This window comes from Bacillus cereus group sp. Bc010, from assembly GCF_027716745.1.
Classification (GTDB): Bacteria; Bacillota; Bacilli; order Bacillales; family Bacillaceae_G; genus Bacillus_A; species Bacillus_A pacificus.
On sequence record NZ_JAQFUY010000019.1, the window covers coordinates 1 to 20363 of the forward strand.

A 20363-nucleotide genomic window follows, 5' to 3' on the forward strand; every position below is an offset into this window, starting at 1 on the left:
CCATTAGCTCAGTTGGTAGAGCATCTGACTTTTAATCAGAGGGTCGAAGGTTCGAGTCCTTCATGGCTCACCATTTTCGCGGAAGTAGTTCAGTGGTAGAATACAACCTTGCCAAGGTTGGGGTCGCGGGTTCGAATCCCGTCTTCCGCTTAATTACTAAGGGGCCTTAGCTCAGCTGGGAGAGCGCCTGCCTTGCACGCAGGAGGTCAGCGGTTCGATCCCGCTAGGCTCCATCTAATAGAGAAAGCTTACATCATATGATGTAAGCTTTTTTTGTGTTTAAAAAGACAACTTTCATACTTGTCATTTAAAATGGAGAAAACGTGAAAATAAAGGATGGGGATAATTATGAAAGTTGTTATTGCATCTGATTCATATAAAGAAAGCTTAAAAGCTATAGAAGTATGTGAAGCTATTGAAAGAGGTTTTGGAGCAATTTTTCCTAAAGCAGAGTATGTAAAAATACCAATTGGAGACGGAGGGGAAGGAATGGTTGATTCCCTTGTTGATGCTACAAGCGGGAGGATTATATCATTTCATGTGACAGGACCGCTTAGAGAGAGCGTACAAGCCTTTTACGGTATGTCTAAAGATAAAAAGACAGCGTTTATTGAAATGGCAGCAGCATCAGGCTTACAACACGTTCCAGCTAAAAAGCGAAACCCACTTATTACGACGACGAAAGGAACAGGAGAACTTATACTACATGCGCTAGACGAAGGAGCTGAGCATATCATTTTAGGACTGGGAGGAAGTGCTACAAATGATGGAGGAGCGGGTATGTTGTCAGCTTTAGGAGTCAGGTTTATAAATGGAAAAGGAGAAGTAATAGAGCCGTCTGGTGGAACGTTACATTCGATTGTCTCTATTGATTTTTCACAAATGGATTCACGCTTAAAGCATATAAAGATAGAAGCAGCATGTGATGTAGATAATCTGTTAGTTGGAATAAGAGGAGCATCTTTCGTATTTGGGCGACAAAAGGGTGCGGATGAAGAGATGATGAAAGAGCTGGATGAGAATTTAAAGCATTATGCGCATATCCTTAAACAATACCTATTTTGCGACGTATCTAAAATACCTGGTGCAGGAGCTGCAGGAGGTATGGGAGCAGCTGTTATTGCAGTGCTGAAAGGAAGCTTGCGGAGGGGAATTGAAATTGTATTAGATTATACAAATTTTGATAAGCATATAGAAGGTGCAGATTTAATTATAACTGGCGAAGGGAGAATAGATGAACAAACAGCATATGGAAAGGCCCCAGTAGGTGTTGCGGAGCGTGCAAAGCTTTTTCATATTCCTGTCATTGCGATTGGGGGATCAGTATCTCCGAATTACTCGGCTGTTCATGAAAAAGGAATTGATGCAGTATTTAGTATTACAACAAGTCCGATGACATTAGAGGAGGCATATAAAGTAGCAGAAGAGAATATTGAAATGACAGCAAAGAATATTGCAGCAGTGTGGAAAATAGCATCAGAAAAACACTTCTAAATGCGGGAGTGTTTTTTATTATTATCTAATAATAATGATAGTAGTTGTTTCATTAAGTTAACTTTATACATAGAATAGTCTTAACATTCGGATTTTGAAGCGGATATAAGTGAATAATTTGTATATCCATACAGAAAAATGTCGAGTTGAGTCAGACTATATAAAAGATTTAAAATATTTAGTGAAGGCACAAAAGGGGGATACTATCTATGAAAAAAGAAATTTCAGTTATTGGAGTTCCAATGGATTTAGGCCAGATGCGTCGTGGAGTTGATATGGGGCCGAGCGCAATCCGTTATGCAGGTGTAATTGAAAGAATTGAAGAAATTGGATATGACGTTAAAGATATGGGAGATATATGTATAGAGAGAGAAAAAGAAGTAGATGTAAATACAAGCTTAAGAAACCTTACACAAGTTGCAACTGTATGTAACGAATTAGCAAGTAAGGTGGATCATATTATAGAAGAAGGGCGTTTTCCACTTGTATTAGGTGGCGATCATAGTATCGCTATTGGTACATTAGCTGGTGTTGCGAAACATTATAAAAACCCAGGTGTTATTTGGTATGATGCACATGGCGATTTAAATACAGAAGAAACTTCACCATCTGGAAATATTCACGGTATGTCACTTGCAGCAAGTTTAGGGTATGGACATCCGGCGCTTGTAGATTTATACGGGGCATATCCAAAGGTGAAAAAAGAGAATGTTGTAATTATCGGTGCACGTGCATTAGATGAAGGAGAAAAAGACTTTATTCGAAATGAAGGTATTAAAGTATTTTCAATGCACGAGATTGATCGTATGGGTATGACGGCTGTTATGGAAGAAACAATCGCGTATTTATCTCATACTGATGGTGTGCATTTATCATTAGATTTAGATGGTCTTGATCCTCATGATGCACCAGGAGTTGGAACACCTGTAATTGGTGGCTTATCTTATCGTGAAAGTCATTTAGCAATGGAGATGTTAGCGGAAGCTGATATTGTTACATCTGCCGAGTTTGTTGAGGTAAATACGATTTTAGATGAGCGAAATAGAACGGCAACAACAGCGGTTGCTTTAATGGGTTCTTTATTCGGTGAAAAACTAAAATAAATGTAAGAAAAGCAACTGAGAAGTTGCTTTTTTTATTTGAAAATAGGCGTATAATAATGATTTATATTATACTGTACGATAAGAATGTTTGACATCTTACCAATTTAGACTAAAGGGGGTTGTTTGTAATTGTCGTTTGTTTCATGTATGGTATAATTAACTAGTTGTTGGAAATACATACAGATAGAGCATAAAACAATATTTCAATATATGGATAGAATTGCTCGTAAGTAGGAGGAAGGGTTAGCATGCCTTTTGAAGATACGACCATTTTGAAATATCTTAGTACGGCATTAGATATTGCCGTTGTATGGTTTATTATATATAAGCTAATTCTCATAATCCGAGGGACGAAAGCTGTTCAACTTTTAAAAGGGATTACAGTTATTATTGTCGTTCGGATGATCAGTATTTTCCTTGGATTGCGAACGCTATATTGGCTAACTGAACAAGTATTAACGTGGGGATTTTTAGCCGTTATTATTATTTTCCAGCCAGAATTGCGAAGAGCGCTTGAGCAGCTAGGACGCGGGAGTTTATTTTCGCGTACTGGAACTCATGAGGATGATGAGCCTGAAATGGTTGCAACAGCGATAGCGAAAGCAACGGAATATATGGGAAAACGTAGAATTGGTGCATTAATTACCTTGTCAAAAGAGACCGGTATGGGTGATTATGTAGAAACGGGTATTCCGCTAAATGCAAACGTATCATCGGAATTACTCATTAATATTTTCATTCCAAACACACCTCTTCACGATGGAGCAGTAATTATGCAAGGAAGTACCATTAAAGCAGCAGCTTGCTATCTTCCGTTATCAGAAAGTCCATTTATCTCTAAGGAGTTAGGAACTAGGCATCGCGCTGCAATGGGAGTTAGTGAAGTTACTGATAGCATTACAGTAGTTGTGTCGGAAGAAACAGGCCAAATTTCTTTAACGAAAAATGGTAAGTTGCATCGTGATTTGAAGACAGAACAACTGAAAGATATGTTGTTAGCTGAATTTAGTGCGAACGAAAAAACGACTTCTTCGTCTTTATGGAATTGGAGGAGAAAGCGTCATGGATAAGTTAATGGAGAATCATTGGTTTTTAAAGGGGATCTCATTACTATTGGCGTGTATGCTTTTTATGTCAGCGACTTTAACTGAAAAAAATACGACATCGGGGATACTACCTTTTGCAAATGATGCGAAAGAAACATTAACTAATTATGCTATTAACGTTAAGTATGATGAAGAGAAATATATTGTAAGTGGTATTCCGGCAGAGGGCGTTAAGGTGAAGTTAGAGGGTCCAAAGGCAGCAGTTGCTACGGCAAAAGCGAAAAAACAATTTGATATACCAGTTGATTTGAGAGGTAGCGAAAAAGGAACGTATGAAGTTTCTTTGAAAACGAATGGACTTCCAGATGATGTGAAAGGAACAGTTCAGCCATCAACAATTAAAATTACTCTTCATGAAAAAGCGAGAAAATATGTTCATGTAGACTTGAAATTATCAAATGAGGATCAGATGTCAGCTGGTGCTACGCTCGAAAAATCAAACATTAAACCTGATACGGTTGAGGTAGTTGGGACGAAAGAAGAAATTGAAAGTATTTCATCTGCTAAGGCGTATGTTGATTTAAAAGGTGTTAATAAAACTGTTACAAAAACACCCGAAGTGACATTATACAATAAAGAAGGCAAACGTTTAAATGTAAGAACAAGTCCATCTAAAATTAGTGTAACGTTGAATGTGGCGACGCAAGCTACGGCCAATAATACTGAAAAAACTGTTCCTATAACATATGCGAAAAAGGGGAGTTTACCGGAAGGATTGGCCGTTACAAATGTTAGCGTTGAGCCTAGAGAAGTAACGATAGCAGGTCCAAAAGATATATTGGATAATATACAATCGATAGAGGGGGTCGAAGTAGATCTTAGTCAATTGACAGAGTCTACAACATTCGATACCTCTGTTTTATTACCAAAGGGTGTAACAAGTGCGAAGCCAAATCAAGTAAAGGTTTCAGTAGGCGTACAAAAAACAAAACAAACGAAAACAAGAACGATTGATGGTATATCAATTCAAAAAAATGGACTTTCTAAAGACGTTACGGCCCAGTTACTTTCGCCGCAAGATGGGAAGATAAGCGTTGATATTTCAGGAGAAACAAGTATAGTAGATAAAATAACAGCTGCTCAAATAACAGCAGTGATTAATCTACAAAATGTGTCTCCTGGGACGAAGGATGTTGCTATTCAAGTGAGTGGCCCTGGTAATATTTCAATAGAGCCAAAACAAAAAAGTGCTAAAGTCACAATTGTGAAGAAAGAAAATCCTGATAAAGAAGTACAGGGTAACGGTGAGCAACCAAATTCAAATAATAATAAAGATAATCAAACTGAAAAACCAAAAAATCCTGAACCTGAATCTAAGCCTGATCCAGAAAAGGAAAAGGAGAAGGAACCGGAACAAAATAAAGATAAAGAAACTAGCCAAGAGCCAACAGTAGATAATCAAAAAGAGCCAGAAAAAGGAGCGAATCATAATGGGTAAATATTTTGGTACAGATGGAGTACGCGGGGTTGCGAATCAGGAGTTAACACCTGAATTAGCGTTCAAAATTGGACGTTTTGGTGGTTATGTATTAACAAAAGATACAGACCGTCCAAAAGTAATTATCGGCCGTGATACACGTATATCAGGACATATGTTAGAAGGAGCTTTAGTAGCAGGTCTATTATCAACTGGAGCAGAAGTAATGCGTCTTGGTGTTATTTCTACACCAGGTGTTGCTTATTTAACGAAAGCGTTAGATGCACAAGCTGGTGTTATGATTTCTGCATCTCATAATCCAGTACAAGATAACGGAATTAAATTCTTCGGTTCAGACGGTTTTAAATTAACAGATGAGCAAGAAGCAGAAATCGAAGCTTTATTAGACAAAGAAGTGGATGAATTACCACGTCCAACAGGTACGAACCTTGGGCAAGTGAGTGATTATTTTGAAGGTGGACAAAAGTATTTACAATACATTAAACAAACTGTAGAGGAAGATTTCTCAGGTTTGCATATCGCTTTAGATTGTGCGCATGGTGCTACATCTTCTTTAGCTCCGTACTTATTTGCTGATTTAGAAGCTGATATTTCAACAATGGGAACTTCACCAAATGGTATGAACATTAACGATGGAGTAGGTTCTACGCATCCAGAAGTATTAGCTGAATTAGTAAAAGAAAAAGGTGCTGATATTGGTCTTGCTTTCGATGGTGATGGTGACCGTTTAATCGCTGTAGATGAAAAAGGAAACATCGTTGATGGCGATCAAATTATGTTTATTTGTGCAAAGTACATGAAAGAAACTGGTCAACTAAAGCACAATACAGTTGTTTCAACAGTTATGAGTAACTTAGGTTTCTACAAAGCACTTGAAGCTAACGGTATTACAAGTGATAAAACAGCAGTTGGTGATCGCTACGTAATGGAAGAAATGAAGCGCGGAGGTTACAACTTAGGTGGAGAACAATCAGGACATATTATCTTACTTGATTACATTACAACTGGTGATGGAATGTTAAGTGCACTTCAACTTGTAAACATTATGAAAATGACGAAAAAACCATTATCTGAGCTTGCAGGAGAAATGACAAAATTCCCGCAATTACTAGTAAACGTTCGTGTAACAGATAAAAAACTAGCACTAGAAAACGAAAAAATTAAAGAAATTATTCGTGTTGTAGAGGAAGAAATGAACGGTGATGGCCGCATTCTTGTTCGTCCATCTGGAACAGAACCACTTATTCGTGTAATGGCAGAAGCACCAACACAAGAAGTTTGTAATGCATATGTACATCGCATTGTAGAAGTTGTGAAAGCGGAAGTTGGCGCTGAATAATTTAATAAATTTATTGAAAAGGAGCACAATAAGTGCTCCTTTTTCATATGTTTTATAGATGGTGAAAAAATTTTCATTGACGGTTTATCCATGTTTGTTATAAGATGGTCTTGTTCTTTTTCTCAAAGGAAATATTGTAAATTATAGAAGCGCCAGAACTACAAGTAGTGTAGTTGACGAGGTGGGGTTTATCGAGATTTCGGCGGATGGCTCCCGGTTGTTCATCACAACCGCAAGCTTTTACTTAAATCATTAAGGTGACTTAGTGGACAAAGGTGAAAGTGTGATGAGAGAAAAGGAACGGATACAAACTAGCTGTATAAGTATATACGGACTTAAACCCAATCGAGAGGAAGGTGAAAGCCGTTACAAGCTTACAGGGCTAGCAATATGTAATCCGTTTTTTAGTATAAATAAAAATGGTATCGGACTATGTCGTTACATGTTCGCAGAGCAGTGTAAGCATTTGTAACGGCGACTAAACATGTGTGGAATCGTAGGATTTATTGGAGAGCAAGATGCAAAGGAAATTTTATTAAAAGGTTTAGAAAAGCTAGAATATCGTGGATATGATTCAGCAGGTATTGCAGTACAAGCAGAGAACGGTGTTGTTGTATACAAAGAAAAAGGCCGTATTGCAAAACTTCGCGAAATCGTAGATGAGAACGTAGCAACAAGCGTGGGAATCGGTCACACACGCTGGGCTACACATGGTGTTCCGAGCAAAGTAAACGCGCATCCGCATCAAAGTACATCAAAGCGTTTTACACTAGTTCATAACGGTGTAATTGAAAACTATGAGTTAGTGAAGAAGGAATATTTACAAGATGTAACGTTCGTAAGTGAAACGGATACAGAGGTTATCGTACAGCTTATGGAACAACAAGTGAGCACAGGACTAAGTGTAGAAGAAGCGTTCCGTAATACGCTATCTCTTTTACATGGCTCTTATGCAATCGGATTACTTGATGCTGAAAATCCAAACATGATTTATGTTGCTAAAAACAAAAGCCCGCTATTAGTAGGTGTTGGTGACAACTTTAATGTTGTGGCGAGCGACGCTATGGCGATGTTACAAGTTACAGATCAATTTATTGAATTAATGGATAAAGAAATTGTAATTGTAACGAAAGAAAGTATTACAATTAAAAACTTACAAGGTGAAACGATTGAACGTGCACCGTTTACAGCGGAATTAGACGCAAGTGATATTGAAAAAGGAACATACCCTCATTTCATGCTTAAAGAAATCGATGAGCAACCACTTGTTATCCGTAATATAATTCAAAAGTATCAAGATGAAAATGGCGAGATTGAATTAGATCAAGACATCCGCAATGCGATTTTAGATAGCGATCGTATTTATATCATTGCATGTGGAACAAGTTATCATGCAGGTCTTGTTGGAAAACAATTTATCGAGAAATTTGCAAAAATGCCAGTTGAAGTGCATGTAGCAAGTGAATTCTCTTATAACATGCCATTATTAACAGAAAGACCATTCTTCATTTACATTTCACAAAGTGGTGAAACAGCTGATAGCCGTGCAGTACTTGTACAAACAAATGAAATGGGTCATAAAGCATTAACGATTACAAACGTACCTGGTTCTACACTTTCTCGTGAAGCGGATTATACACTTCCGTTATACGCGGGACCAGAAATCGCAGTTGCATCAACGAAAGCTTACACAGCACAGCTTGCAGTACTTTCAATTTTAGCTGCAGATATTGCTAAAGCAAAAGGTGAAGTTCTTGGTTTTGACTTAACACACGAACTAGGACTTGTAGCAAATGCAATGGTACAACTTTGTGATCAAAAAGAAGAAATGGACGCATTAGCAAAACAATTTTTAGCAACAACGCGTAACTGCTTCTTCATCGGACGTAGCGTAGACTTCTACGTAGGATTAGAAGGTGCGTTAAAGCTAAAAGAAATCTCTTACATCCAAGCAGAAGGATTTGCTGGAGGAGAATTAAAACACGGTACAATCGCTTTAATCGAAAATGGTACACCAGTTATCGCACTTGCTACACAAGAGCACGTAAACCTTGGAATTCGTGGTAACGTGAAAGAAGTAGTAGCACGAGGAGCTAACCCATGTATCATCTCAATGAAAGGCTTAGAAATGGAAGGTGACAGCTTCGTATTACCAGCTGTACACGAAGCGCTAGCACCGCTAGTAGCAGTTATTCCATTACAACTTATCTCATACTACGCAGCACTTCACCGCGAGTGTGACGTTGATAAGCCACGTAACTTAGCTAAGTCTGTTACGGTTGAGTAGGAGATTAGTAGGTTAGTAAATATAGTGTTAATGAATAATAAAGTTGTTTAAATATGGAAGTTCAACATCCGTTCGCTTATAATTAAAATAAGTGAACGGATGTTTTTTGTTTTTAAGGAGTGAGAGCAGTGGAAATCACAGTAGAAAAACTAGAACTTTCTAGTATTGATAAGCGCTTGGAACACTTATCTCAAGAACAAATTATTGATCTTATGAAAAAATATTATGATGGAGAGAAAGTTGCAAATATTTTAGAAGAGTATGAGATTAAGATTAGTGCATCTCAACTATATTCAATATTTCCTCCTGTAGCTACAGAGGAAAAGTGTGTCTATTGTGGATCAGTAATGGTGCAACCATGGGAATCTAAGTCATGGTCTACATACATAAACTCACATAAGAAGTATTGTATAAAGTGTGGACATGAAGATTCTCAATACTGTTATTGTACCTATTGTAAAGAAATTAGGGAAAAGGCTCGGTTAGAAGAAATTGAAAGAAAAAAAGCAACAATATCTAGTGTTTATGATGAGAAAAAATGGGCTTTAAAAGCAGAGATTGAATTAAGCTTAGAAGACAGACTATATTTAGCTGTAATTTTAAGGAGTTCATTGTCGGAAGATACTAGATATATAGAACCTTTAAATGAAGTGATAAGTAAATTAGCTCCAATTGAAGAATTTGAAATAGAAATCATTAAAACGTTAACAGGTAGAAAAATCTTAGTTCCACACGTGATATCTGATATAAATGCTTTTGATGTGACTTATAAAGAAGATGATACTTTTGAAATTGCTTACGGAATTTATAACGTTAACTATAGAATTAATATCGAACCATATGATTTGGATTACGATGAAATGATAAAAAGACTAATGTATCCAAGTCTAGATTCAGCTGAAAATTACAAAGAATTTTGTTTCAACATGTGGAAGAAAATTGCTTTAAATGAATGCCTACAATATCTGCTATATCAAATGGAAAAGGTTGGTTACTCATTTAATCCAGGGGAAAAAACAATTAGGGTGTTTGAACATCTACTAGAACATTTTTCTGTGTCACAAATATATGGAATTATTTATAGAGCAGTTGCTAATAGTACACAAAGGTATCAAGCAGGTGAAGTTACTAGGATACATGCTCAAAATTCTGTGATAACTTCATGTGAGGGCCATGGACAAAGAGCAATAGCTCAAGGGTGGAAGCTTTCATATTATTCTAGAATTAAAGATTTACCTGAGTCTTACATTAGCCAAGTTTTATATACATCAGTTATGCAAATTGCCGAGTTAGGGTTTTCTGAAAAACCTACTATAAATTTCTGATTATTTAAAGAGGTGAGATATCAATTGTATAATTCGAAAGGAGGTATAATACTTGAAGAGAAATTTCAAACTACTACACTATGTTGGATTATTAATAGCTTTTTCACCATTATTAATTTCAATGTTTTTTATAAAACAACAACTTGATTGGAAAATTGCAGTACCATTAATTTTATTCGGTGGTACACTTATGTTAATAGCAAAAATCCAAAAAAAAGAAGGCTGAATTCAGCCTTCTTTTTTAATTAATAATACCATTTGCCTAATTCTTTATAACTTAATATCTTAGATTTACCAGATGCTACAACTTGACCATTTTTATATAATAATGTTGAAACTTTATAGCTACCATTATTATGTCTATATAGAGTTTTTACAGCATAATCCCAGGTTTGATTACCATTTAAATAACCTATAATAGACGCCCCTAAACCTAACCAAAATCCGCCAGCTAATGAGTATAAACCTATAAGTAAACTTCTCTCATTTGCTGAATTTCTAACAGTTCTATTACTTACGTATTGATTATAGCCATCTCCACCACCAGGGTTAGGATTGACATATTGAATGTCACCATCATTACCTTTATTTAAAGCGCTTTCGTAAAGTGGTGTAGAAAAATTAGTAACATCTGCATTTACTGTTTCTTTTACATTTTTTTCAACTTCACTTGCTTGTGATATTGAAGGAAAAAAAGATACTACAGAAAATGCACAAGCGGTTGCTGTAACCCCAGATAATATTTTTTTAAAGTTTGTCATTCCATTCAATACCTTTTTTTGAATTATTTTCCTTTTCAAATTAAATGTTAAATTACATTTAATGTAAACGCAATGATAAAAAGTTGATAAAAAATAAACGGAATATTCAATTTATTTAACCGGAGTAATTACTTCGTTTTTAGGTGAAAGTGCTGGCTAGGGTCTGAGGGCTAGTACCAATAAAAGGAGAATTTTGTATGCCTAAGAAAAATACAACAAAGAAAAAGAAGATTTCCTGTAAATTAAGGAATCAATCCTTTCTTTGTTGTTGTTTAATATTAAATGTAGCTTCTTCAAAACAGTACAAATCTATTTTAAATATATATAGCTTTAAAATATATATACGAATCTGTACCCCTTTAGATATGTTATCTAAAGGGGTATTTTTATGCCGAAAAAGAACATCGAAAATTGGTAAGTGGATAGAACCCTATAGATTAAATTTTCACTTTATCAGATTTGGTTTTATTTATCTGAATTTTTCGTTAATATTTTAAGTATCCGTAAACAACTTCCTTTATTATGACAAAAAGAGACGAGAGATTTATGGACATTACAAGGGGGCATATTGATGAAAGTGAGTGAAAAAACATATTTAAGTATAGAAGAGATTATTTCATTACCAACCTTATCAAGTACCAATATAAGCGATGATGGCAAAAATGTAGCATTTGTTAAGAGGACAGCTAACTGGAAAGACAATACATATAGAAATCATGTATGGATATATGAAAAAGGTAAAGGGCAAAGTTATCCATTAACAAATGGGGATATAGATAGTACATGCCCATTATGGTCTCCAAATTCTAGGGATATTGCATACCTTAGCCCTGTTGGTAATGGGAAAAGTCAAATCTTCGTTAAGTCATTAGATGGTTACGGTGGGGTACAAATTACTAATGAGGAAGAAGGGATCAGTACATTCAAATGGGATCCTACCGGTAAAGGTTTTTATTATATTACACAGTCAAAAGAATGTGAGGAAATAAAGAAACGTAAGGAGCTATATGGAGATTTTCAACATGTAGGTAAGGAACATCAGAATAATTGTTTATGCTACATTGAAATAGAAAAAGTGATACAAAATGATAAAGAGGAACGAGAGAGTAACGGTGTTTATCAATTAACGGATGGTAAGGATTTTTATATCCATGACTTTGATATTTCAAATGATGGGAAAAAGGTTGTATGTATGGCTACACCAAGCCTAAACGATCATATGAATGGTGATCTATATATATTAGATGTTGAAGCTGAGGAACTACAAAAGATGAATGTAGATAGGTTGTTGGGCGGGAGCGTTTGCTTTTCTCCTGAGGGCAGTAAAATGTGCTACGCAGCAAGCATAAGAGAGAAGGAGTATTATAGAAACCATATACAAGAGAGTACATTAGAGATATATGATATGCATACTGGAGAGGTAATTCAGCCCTTAACAAACTTTGATAGTACGGTTATGCCATTACAGTGGACAGCTAAAGGAATTTTAATTAGATGGCAGGATAAAACGAATTATCGTATTGGATTACTAGCTGAAGATAGCACTATGGAAGTATTAAGTGACAACGTAGATGGTTTTATAATGGATGCCTCTATAACAAAGGATGGAAATCATATAACCTATAGTAAGGCTATAACAAATGAAACCTTTGAAATCTATTTGGATGATAAAAAAATAACGAATGAAAATAGCTTTTTCGACGGGAAGCTTAAAAGTAACAGGGAAATCATCTCGTGGAAAAATAGTGATGGTCTTGAAATAGAGGGTATTTTATCAATCCCAGTAGAGTTTGACGCAAATAAAAAATATCCTTTATTAGTAGTAATTCATGGAGGTCCGGCTTGGGCATCCTTTCCGATATTTTCAGACTGCTTCAATGAGAAATATCCGATTGAACAGTTTGTTGAAAAAGGCTTTATCGTTTTAGAACCAAACTATAGAGGAAGTTCTGGTTACGGTAATGAGTTTTTAAAAGCAAACTATAGAAAACAAGGAATTGCTGATTATGATGATGTTATATCTGGAGTGGATGCACTAGTTGAACAAGGGATTGTAGATAAAGATAGAGTAGGAGCTATGGGATGGAGTAACGGAGGATATATATCAGCTTTCTGTTCGACATTTAGCAGTAGATTTAAAGCTATTTCAGTTGGAGGCGGAATTACGAACTGGAGTACCCATTATGTAAATACCGATATCCCTTACTTTATTAGCATGTATTTAGGAAATAATCCATGGAATGACCCAGAGATATATAAGAAGACATCACCAATGACATATATTAAATCAGCCTGTACGCCTACGTTAATTCAACACGGAGAAAAGGATGTAAGAATTCCCATTACAAATGCATATGAGCTATATGAAGGATTAAGAGAAATGGAAGTTGATACAGAATTAATGATATTTAAAGGAATGGCATATAGTTCTGATCAGCCAGGAATGAATGTAGCTATTATGAAACAGAACTTGATGTGGTTTTCACATTATATTCTTGGGGAAAGTATGGAGGGATTTCGTACTATATAATGGATATTCGTACAGGGATTTTTCGTTGTGTAATCGGGTCAGATTGTTGTAAACTGTATGCAAACCATTATGATTATAAGGAAACGTAATTCGGAGGACGAATATGATAGCGAATAAAAATGAGTTATCTGTAGAACAACGTGAAGAACTATTAAAAGCATTACAAGCTCGTTTTGAGAAAAACATGAACCGCCATGAAGGTCTTGAATGGGCTAAAGTTGAAGCGAAGATAGAAGCTAATGCTGAAAAATTATGGTCACTTAATGAAATGGAAGTAACAGGCGGTGAGCCGGATGTTGTTGGTTATGATGAAGAGAAGGACGAGTATATTTTCTGCGATTGCTCAAAGGAGAGTCCTAAAGGTCGTAGAAGCCTTTGTTATGATCTTGAAGCGTTAGAAGCAAGAAAGAAGCATAAACCGGAAAATAACGTTATTGATGTGGCAACTGCTATGGGTATTGAACTATTAACAGAAGAACAATATCGACAGTTGCAACAACTTGGGGAGTTCGATATGAAATCATCAAGCTGGGTACAAACGCCTTCAGATATTAGAGAGCTTGGTGGAGCTCTATTTTGCGATTATCGCTTTGGACACGTTTTTGTGTACCACAATGGAGCAGATTCATACTATGCTGCTAGAGGATTTCGTGGTTCGTTAAGAGTTTAAATTTGGAGTAAGTAAGAAAAGAGCCTATACTTAGGCTCTTTTCTTATTATTTCTCTGGTTTTATATATAGATAGAAAATCTCATCTTTATTTAAAACAGCATCCAGTTCTCGGTCTGTATATTGTAATTTTGAATAAATCTCTTCAGTTAAATAGATGTTCTGTTGCTCTTTTTTTCTCTTTAAGTCAATGTATTCATTTAATGCGACTCTGAAAAACCATGGACGTATGTTATCCTCGGTTAAGCTATCTAGCAATGTGTATACTTTATAGAAAGTATTTTGGATGATGTCTTCTGCGCCTTCTTTTATAGCCCCTTTCGCTAGTAATAGTTTGAACACTTCCTCCCCTAAATTGATAAGATAGGAGGTCAATATATTTTCTTTTCTCATCATTTTTCCTCCCTACACTTATACAACGGATAGGTAATAGTAAATGTATACACTTAAATGCAAATTCGTTATTAACTACGTTTTATAGTACATGATACTTCATGAATAGGAGTAATCATTTCATTTTTTGAAATATTAAATCTTTAATGTTAAAATGAAATTTGGAGATATACGGAAAGGAGACAAGGACTCAATATGTGGATGAGCTTGTAATGAGTAGAAACTAGATAGATAAATTTTTCTCTCGTAAGTGAGGGTTTATTTAGCTATCTGTAAATCATGCAAGGACCGCATATTTGGCTTGTACATCCCTTTTGTAAGGATAATGTGTAGGGAAATTCATATCTCTTATATAAAGTATGCGTCCTTTAAATTGGAGGAGTATATGATGAATCAATTAAAAAATAAAATAGCAGTCGTTACAGGTGTAAGTCGTCTAGATGGTATAGGCGCAGCGATTTGTAAAGAATTAGCTGGAGCAGGATACGATATATTTTTTACGTATTGGACAGCGTACGATAAAGAGATGCCTTGGGGCGTTGATCAAAGTGAACAAATACAATTAAAAGAAGAGTTACTAAAAAACGGTGTGAAAGTATCGAGCATGGAGTTAGATTTAACTCAGAATGATGCGCCGAAAGAGCTTATAAATAAAGTTACTGAACAACTAGGTTACCCTCATATATTAATTAATAATGCAGCGTATTCTATGAATAATGACTTCTCTAATTTGACTGCTGAAGAATTAGATAAGCACTACATGGTCAATGTTCGTGCGACTACATTGTTAAGTAGTCAATTTGCCCGAGGATTTGATAAGAAATCTGGTGGTAGAATTGTGAATATGACTTCGGGGCAATTTCAAGGACCTATGGTTGGAGAACTGGCGTATGCAACAACGAAGGGAGCTATTGATGCTCTTACTAATTCGTTGTCAGCCGAGGTAGCTCATTTAGGAATAACAGTGAATGCAATTAACCCAGGTCCAACCGATACTGGCTGGATGACTGAAGAGATAAAGCAAGGATTAAAGCCGATGTTTCCTTTTGGCAGAATTGGTGAACCAAGGGATGCAGCAAGACTCATTAAGTTTTTAGTAAGCGAAGAAGCAGAGTGGATTACGGGACAAGTTATTCATTCAGAAGGTGGATTTAAAAGATAAAAAGAAGGTATCTCACACTGGTGAGATACCTTCTTTTTTAATCTTTCTTCAATCTTCGTGCAACACCATTCCCTAAAGACTGCAATCCTTGTACGAGGATAATTAAAATAAAGACAGTTGCATACATTACTTCAGGTTCATAGCGTAAATGCCCGAAGCGATATGCTAAGTCCCCTAGTCCACCAGCACCGACAAGACCAGCCATTGCTGTTGCGCCGATTAAGCCAATCGTTGCAATTGTTAATCCAAGTACAAGGGAGGGACGAGCTTCTTTCACCATGACGTGCCAAATAATTTTTATAGTAGAAACGCCCATCGCTTGGTAAGCTTCAATCACACCACGATCGACTTCTAATAATGCGGTCTCCATCAATCTTGCGATATAGGGAGCAGTGAAGACGACAAGCGGTACGATAACACCTTGCACACCAATGGATGTTCCCATTAGAAATTTTGTAAAAGGTAGAATGAAGAATAATAGAATGATAAATGGAAGAGAGCGAATGATATTAATAATTGTATTAAGAATTGGATAAATGATTTTGTTTTCTCGCTGTCCACCAGGTCTCGTTAAAACAAGTGTGACACCAAGTGGCAGTGCAATAAGGATCGAGATGAGTAATGAAATAGATGTCATTTGAAAGGTTTGTATGGTCGCCTCCCATATAACTTTACCCCATTCATCCAAAAAGGACTTGTTTTCCATGGTCTGTTCTACCTCCTTCTACGATGATTCCTTGTTCTTGTAAAAATGATAAAGCACGGTTGATTTCATTTTGTTCCCCTTGCATATGAATGACAAGTTTCCCGTATGCCTCATGTTTTAATTGAGTAATATTACCGGATAAAATATTCGGATATACTTGGAAACGTTTTGTAGCGATAGCTAATGCTGGTTCTCCTGAAGAATTTCCTATAAAAGAAAGAGTTACAATTTCACCAGTAGTTTGAAGTTCTTTTTGTACGTCTTCTGGAATTTTTGCTGCAAATGCACTATTTACAAATTTTTTCGTCGTTATATGTTGTGGGCTTGTGAATATATCCTTCACAGTCCCACTTTCGACTACTGATCCATGTTCCATAACAGCAACCCGGTCACATATACGCTGGATAACGTTCATTTCATGTGTAATTAATAAAATTGTGATCCCGATTTCTTCATTAATCTTTAATAAGAGGTCAAGAATAGAATCAGTTGTTTCTGGATCTAAAGCACTCGTTGCTTCGTCGCTTAATAACACTTCAGGTTCATGTGATAGTGCACGTGCAATGGCAACACGTTGTTTCTGGCCACCAGAAAGTTCACTTGGATAGGCATCCTTTCGAGTAAAAAGATCGACAATGCGTAAATACTTTTCTACTCTTTTTTCAATTTCTACTTTTGGAATGCCAGCAAGACGTAACGGTAATGCGATATTTTCATAAACGGTAACAGTTTTAAGTAAATTGAATCCTTGAAAAATCATCCCGATTTTTTGTCTCGCTTTTGCTAGTTCCTTTGCTGATAAAGTTGTTAAGTCTTGGCTGTTTACAATGATATTTCCTGTCGTTGGTTTTTCTAATAAATTTACACATCGAATTAATGTACTTTTGCCAGCGCCACTATATCCAATGATTCCAAATACTTCACCCTTTTTTACTTGAAGGGAAGTAGACTTAAGAGCTTCCACATTCCCTTTTTTTGTTGTAAATACTTTGGATACATTTTTCAATTCAATCATTATCGTCAGCTCCTACCAAGACGGTAAAACAGAACCATCAAATTTTTTCTCGATAAATTCTTTTACTTCTTTAGATTGATAAGCTTTCTTTAGTTTATTTATAACAGCATCATCTTTATTTTCAGTACGAACAACGACCCAGTTCACATATGGTGAATCTTTTCCCTCGCGGAAGATAGAGTCTTTTGCAGGGCTTAATTTTGCACCTAATGCAAAGTTTGTATTAATTGCAGCTGCTTTTACTTCACTTAGTTGTGTTGGTAATTGAGATGCCTCTAATTCAACAATCTTTAAATTTTTTGGATTTTCAATTACATCTTTCGCAGTCGCTTTTTCTGTAGCTTTTGGATCCACTTTTAAAACTCCTGCTTTTTCAAATAGTTTTAAAGCTCGAAGTTCATTCGTTGGGTCATTCGGTACAGCAATTGCATCGCCCTCTTTTAATTCTTTTACATCTTTTATGTCTTTAGAATATACGCCCATAGGGAATGTTACTGTTGAAAATACTTCGGTTAATTTCATATTACGTTCCGCTTTAAATACGTCTAAATATGATTTTGTTTGATAGCTATTTACATCAAGGCTTTTTTCATCGAGGGATACGTTCGGTGCTACATAATCATTAAATACTTTTATATCAATTTCGAGACCGTCTTTCGCTGCTACTTCTTTTACCTTTTCAAAAATTTGTTCATGCGGCCCTCCTGTTACACCGACAGTAATCTTTTTCTCATCTAACGCTTTTACTTCTTTATCTGAACTCCCGCTACATGCGCTTAATAATAATACAGCCCCACTTACAATGCTTAATAATACTTTCTTCATCTATAATTCCCCCTTAAATATACGTTCCAAAATAAAAAGCACCTCTCAAAAATAAGAGAGGTGCCGAATAGACAAAATAGATTCCTCTCTTATCTTCCAAAACGAAAACTCGTTTTGCAGGAATTAGCACCTTAGCTTATACGTTATAAGCTCGGTTGCCGGGCATCATCGGGCCAGTCCCTCCGCCACTCTTGATAAGAGTATGTGTATGTAGTTTTTTGATATGGTACTAATAGTAAATCTTACAAAAAGAATTGTCAACATTATTTTCTGAATATATTTTATTTTAAGGTAATCGAAACGTTACCTTTCTTATGTCCCTTTTCCACATACATATGAGCTTCAGCAATTTCTTCTAATCGGTAAGTTCTATCAATAACAGGTTTTAAATGTTCTGTTTCAGTTAGTTTTTTTAGTAGAATCATATCCTCTTTACTTACCTTTGCCATCATTCCATTAACAGATACATATATTCCATTAGGTGTTAATACTTGTTTACAAAAGGATTTTTTATATTTTCCAACTGCATCAAATATAACATCATAGTATTCCCCTCGCTTAGTAAAATCTTCTTTCGTATAATCGATTACTTTGTCAGCTCCTAAAGATTGCACGAGTTCAAAATTTGAATGACTACAAACAGCTGTAACGGTTGCGCCAAAATATTTAGCAAGTTGTACGGCAGCTGTTCCTACTGATCCAGATGCGCCATATATTAGTACTTGTTGCCCCCTTTTTATACGAGCCTTTCTTAGGAAGTGTAGTGCCGAAGTTGCGCCAAAGGGAATAACTGCTGCTTCCTCATACGTTACATTGGTAGGTTTTAATGCTACTAATCCACTTTCATGTACACATGTATATTCTGCATAACCACCGACATTAAGCTCTGTTAATGCAAAAATTTGATCTCCTTTTTTAAATTGAGTTACATCTGTTCCTATTTCTTCGATTTCGCCGGATAACTCTACACCGAGTATAGGCTTTCTCGGTTTTCTAAAACCTAATATGATCCGCATAGGAATCCAAAATAATAGAGGGCTATTAAATCCGCGTATTCTACAATCTCCAGTCGATACACTTGTTGCATGAATTTTAACTAATACTTCGTTCTTCTTAGGGGTAGGTTTCTCTATATTTTGAAGCTGAAGAACGTTAGGTGGTCCATACTGTGTGCAAATGATTGCTTTCATAATGACCTCCTGAAATGAGTTGTTGTTATTTATATCATATTTAAAGTCTTCATTAAACATGTCGCTATATAGCGAATATAGATTAAAATTTATATAGATTTCATAGGAAGAGAGGTGATATTATTTTGGGAAAGGGGGCGACAGTGTGAAAAAAATTATTTTTATTTCAAGTTTAGTGCTTGCAATCAGTCTAGGGGTAGGGTGTAGTAATGAGAAAACAGCAAAGACGGATGAGCCGAAAAAAGAATCAGTTCAAAAAGAAAAGGAATTAAAGGCGAAGGATGTTTTCAAGAAAACGAACGAAGCTTTTAAAAATGAAGAACATGTAACGATGACATATGGTGTAGGGGTAAAAGCTGAGGGAACAGAGATGGATATATTAAAGGCTAAGATGCAATTAGAGCCAAAGACAAAGAATTCTCGTTCTGAAATGAATATTTCCGGTACAGATGTTGTAGTGTATACTGTGGATGGTAAAGTTGCTGGTGAGGTAAAAAACCCTAATACGGGAGAAGTTATAACCGTACCAGAGGAGCAATTAAACGCTGGTGGAATGAAAGCAACTCAAGATATTATAGATAAGTTAGAAGTACCGGAAGTAGTTTTAGATAAAATGAAGATGGAGAAAAGCGGAGATAAATATAAACTGAAATTTACATTAAAAGGGCAAGAAACAGAAAGTATGTTAACTAGCATGGATGAAACGCAGAAGAAAATGTTACAAGCACAAAATGCGAAGATAGAAGAAGTGGATGCAGAATATATCATTACAAAAGATTTTAAATATGAATCAGCAAAGATAGACATGATTATGAGTAGTAATGGCAAGGATAAAGCACACATTATTACGAACGCAAAATATACGTCGTATGAAAAGTTTGATCCAATACAATTGCCAGCAGCAAAGTAACAGTTTTGATGAGGAGGGACCTAAAATAAGGTCCCTCTTTTTTATATTCTTTATTCATAGGAAAATAGGTACAATATGAAGAGGAAAAGATGTAGAAGAGGAGAGTGTCAT

The 20363-nt window shown here is 35.9% G+C and carries 18 protein-coding genes, 2 tRNA genes, 1 pseudogene and 1 riboswitch; of the genes and pseudogenes, 15 read left to right on the top strand and 6 right to left on the bottom strand.

Going from position 1 to position 20363, the window contains the following annotated elements:
* Positions 1 to 78 precede the first annotated feature (78 nt).
* The 11 genes from PDQ68_RS18985 to PDQ68_RS19035 all read left to right on the top strand — a co-directional run bounded on the left by PDQ68_RS18985 (position 79) and on the right by PDQ68_RS19035 (position 10318).
* Positions 79 to 150 (top strand) — tRNA-Gly (locus PDQ68_RS18985).
* A gap of 10 nt (positions 151 to 160) precedes the next feature.
* Positions 161 to 233: transfer RNA gene (locus PDQ68_RS18990), tRNA-Ala, on the top strand.
* A 115-nt stretch (positions 234 to 348) separates the two neighbouring features.
* On the top strand, positions 349 to 1494 hold the full coding sequence (locus tag PDQ68_RS18995) for a glycerate kinase (RefSeq protein ID WP_270786915.1): 1146 nt from the start codon (positions 349 to 351) through the stop codon (positions 1492 to 1494).
* A gap of 209 nt (positions 1495 to 1703) precedes the next feature.
* Positions 1704 to 2597, top strand: coding sequence for an arginase (gene rocF / locus PDQ68_RS19000; RefSeq protein WP_270786916.1), 894 nt, complete (start codon positions 1704 to 1706; stop codon positions 2595 to 2597).
* Positions 2598 to 2845: 248 nt separating this feature from the next.
* On the top strand, positions 2846 to 3667 hold the full coding sequence (gene cdaA, locus PDQ68_RS19005; RefSeq protein WP_001115703.1) for a diadenylate cyclase CdaA: 822 nt from the start codon (positions 2846 to 2848) through the stop codon (positions 3665 to 3667).
* Positions 3660 to 5141: a CdaR family protein gene (locus PDQ68_RS19010; RefSeq protein ID WP_061183014.1), complete on the top strand. Its 1482-nt coding sequence runs from the start codon at positions 3660 to 3662 to the stop codon at positions 5139 to 5141. Before cdaA ends, PDQ68_RS19010 begins: the two co-directional genes overlap by 8 nt.
* Positions 5134 to 6480: a phosphoglucosamine mutase gene (gene glmM, locus PDQ68_RS19015; protein WP_061183015.1), complete on the top strand. Its 1347-nt coding sequence runs from the start codon at positions 5134 to 5136 to the stop codon at positions 6478 to 6480. The genes PDQ68_RS19010 and glmM overlap by 8 nt, the downstream gene beginning before the upstream one ends.
* A gap of 286 nt (positions 6481 to 6766) precedes the next feature.
* Entirely contained in the window at positions 6767 to 6952 is a 186-nt protein-coding gene (locus PDQ68_RS19020; RefSeq protein ID WP_001208183.1) for a hypothetical protein, read from the top strand.
* Positions 6953 to 6964: 12 nt separating this feature from the next.
* Positions 6965 to 8767, top strand: coding sequence for a glutamine--fructose-6-phosphate transaminase (isomerizing) (glmS, locus tag PDQ68_RS19025; RefSeq protein WP_000334168.1), 1803 nt, complete (start codon positions 6965 to 6967; stop codon positions 8765 to 8767).
* A 128-nt stretch (positions 8768 to 8895) separates the two neighbouring features.
* Positions 8896 to 10092: a hypothetical protein gene (locus PDQ68_RS19030; RefSeq protein WP_080444105.1), complete on the top strand. Its 1197-nt coding sequence runs from the start codon at positions 8896 to 8898 to the stop codon at positions 10090 to 10092.
* 52 nt (positions 10093 to 10144) lie between these two features.
* Positions 10145 to 10318 (top strand): hypothetical protein, encoded by a 174-nt coding sequence (locus tag PDQ68_RS19035; protein WP_016716253.1) that lies wholly within the window; start codon positions 10145 to 10147, stop codon positions 10316 to 10318.
* A 19-nt stretch (positions 10319 to 10337) separates the two neighbouring features.
* Here the strand turns inward: PDQ68_RS19035 and PDQ68_RS19040 are convergent, their stop codons facing one another.
* Entirely contained in the window at positions 10338 to 10853 is a 516-nt protein-coding gene (locus tag PDQ68_RS19040; RefSeq protein WP_016716254.1) for a hypothetical protein, read from the bottom strand.
* A gap of 571 nt (positions 10854 to 11424) precedes the next feature.
* Between PDQ68_RS19040 and PDQ68_RS19045 the strand changes: the two genes are divergently transcribed.
* Positions 11425 to 13383: a S9 family peptidase gene (locus tag PDQ68_RS19045; RefSeq protein WP_016716255.1), complete on the top strand. Its 1959-nt coding sequence runs from the start codon at positions 11425 to 11427 to the stop codon at positions 13381 to 13383.
* 103 nt (positions 13384 to 13486) lie between these two features.
* Positions 13487 to 14053: a DUF4256 domain-containing protein gene (locus tag PDQ68_RS19050; RefSeq protein WP_061183016.1), complete on the top strand. Its 567-nt coding sequence runs from the start codon at positions 13487 to 13489 to the stop codon at positions 14051 to 14053.
* 67 nt (positions 14054 to 14120) lie between these two features.
* On the opposite strand, the pseudogene PDQ68_RS19055 reads toward PDQ68_RS19050, so the two are convergent.
* A pseudogene (locus tag PDQ68_RS19055) lies at positions 14121 to 14444 on the bottom strand (sigma factor); the annotation flags it as partial.
* 385 nt (positions 14445 to 14829) lie between these two features.
* On the opposite strand from PDQ68_RS19055, the gene PDQ68_RS19060 reads away from it, so the two are divergent.
* The gene (locus PDQ68_RS19060) at positions 14830 to 15606 is read left to right on the top strand and encodes an SDR family oxidoreductase (protein ID WP_061183018.1); all 777 of its coding nucleotides are present in this window, start codon (positions 14830 to 14832) and stop codon (positions 15604 to 15606) included.
* 37 nt (positions 15607 to 15643) lie between these two features.
* Here the strand turns inward: PDQ68_RS19060 and PDQ68_RS19065 are convergent, their stop codons facing one another.
* The 4 genes from PDQ68_RS19065 to PDQ68_RS19080 all read right to left on the bottom strand — a co-directional run bounded on the left by PDQ68_RS19065 (position 15644) and on the right by PDQ68_RS19080 (position 19342).
* A complete protein-coding gene (locus PDQ68_RS19065; protein WP_016716259.1) occupies positions 15644 to 16312 on the bottom strand; it encodes a methionine ABC transporter permease in 669 nt (222 codons plus the stop codon).
* Positions 16287 to 17327, bottom strand: a complete 1041-nt coding sequence (locus PDQ68_RS19070; protein ID WP_061183019.1) for a methionine ABC transporter ATP-binding protein — start codon at positions 17325 to 17327, stop codon at positions 16287 to 16289. The genes PDQ68_RS19065 and PDQ68_RS19070 overlap by 26 nt, the downstream gene beginning before the upstream one ends.
* A gap of 12 nt (positions 17328 to 17339) precedes the next feature.
* Complete coding sequence (locus PDQ68_RS19075) at positions 17340 to 18152, bottom strand: MetQ/NlpA family ABC transporter substrate-binding protein (RefSeq protein WP_061183020.1); 813 nt, start codon at positions 18150 to 18152, stop codon at positions 17340 to 17342.
* Positions 18153 to 18238: 86 nt separating this feature from the next.
* Positions 18239 to 18353: riboswitch (SAM riboswitch) on the bottom strand.
* Positions 18354 to 18433: 80 nt separating this feature from the next.
* Entirely contained in the window at positions 18434 to 19342 is a 909-nt protein-coding gene (locus PDQ68_RS19080; RefSeq protein WP_061183021.1) for an NAD(P)-dependent alcohol dehydrogenase, read from the bottom strand.
* Between the two features lie 145 nt (positions 19343 to 19487).
* Here PDQ68_RS19080 and PDQ68_RS19085 point away from each other — a divergent pair, with 145 nt between their 5' ends.
* The gene (locus PDQ68_RS19085) at positions 19488 to 20252 is read left to right on the top strand and encodes a DUF6612 family protein (protein ID WP_016716263.1); all 765 of its coding nucleotides are present in this window, start codon (positions 19488 to 19490) and stop codon (positions 20250 to 20252) included.
* Positions 20253 to 20363: the final 111 nt, after the last annotated feature.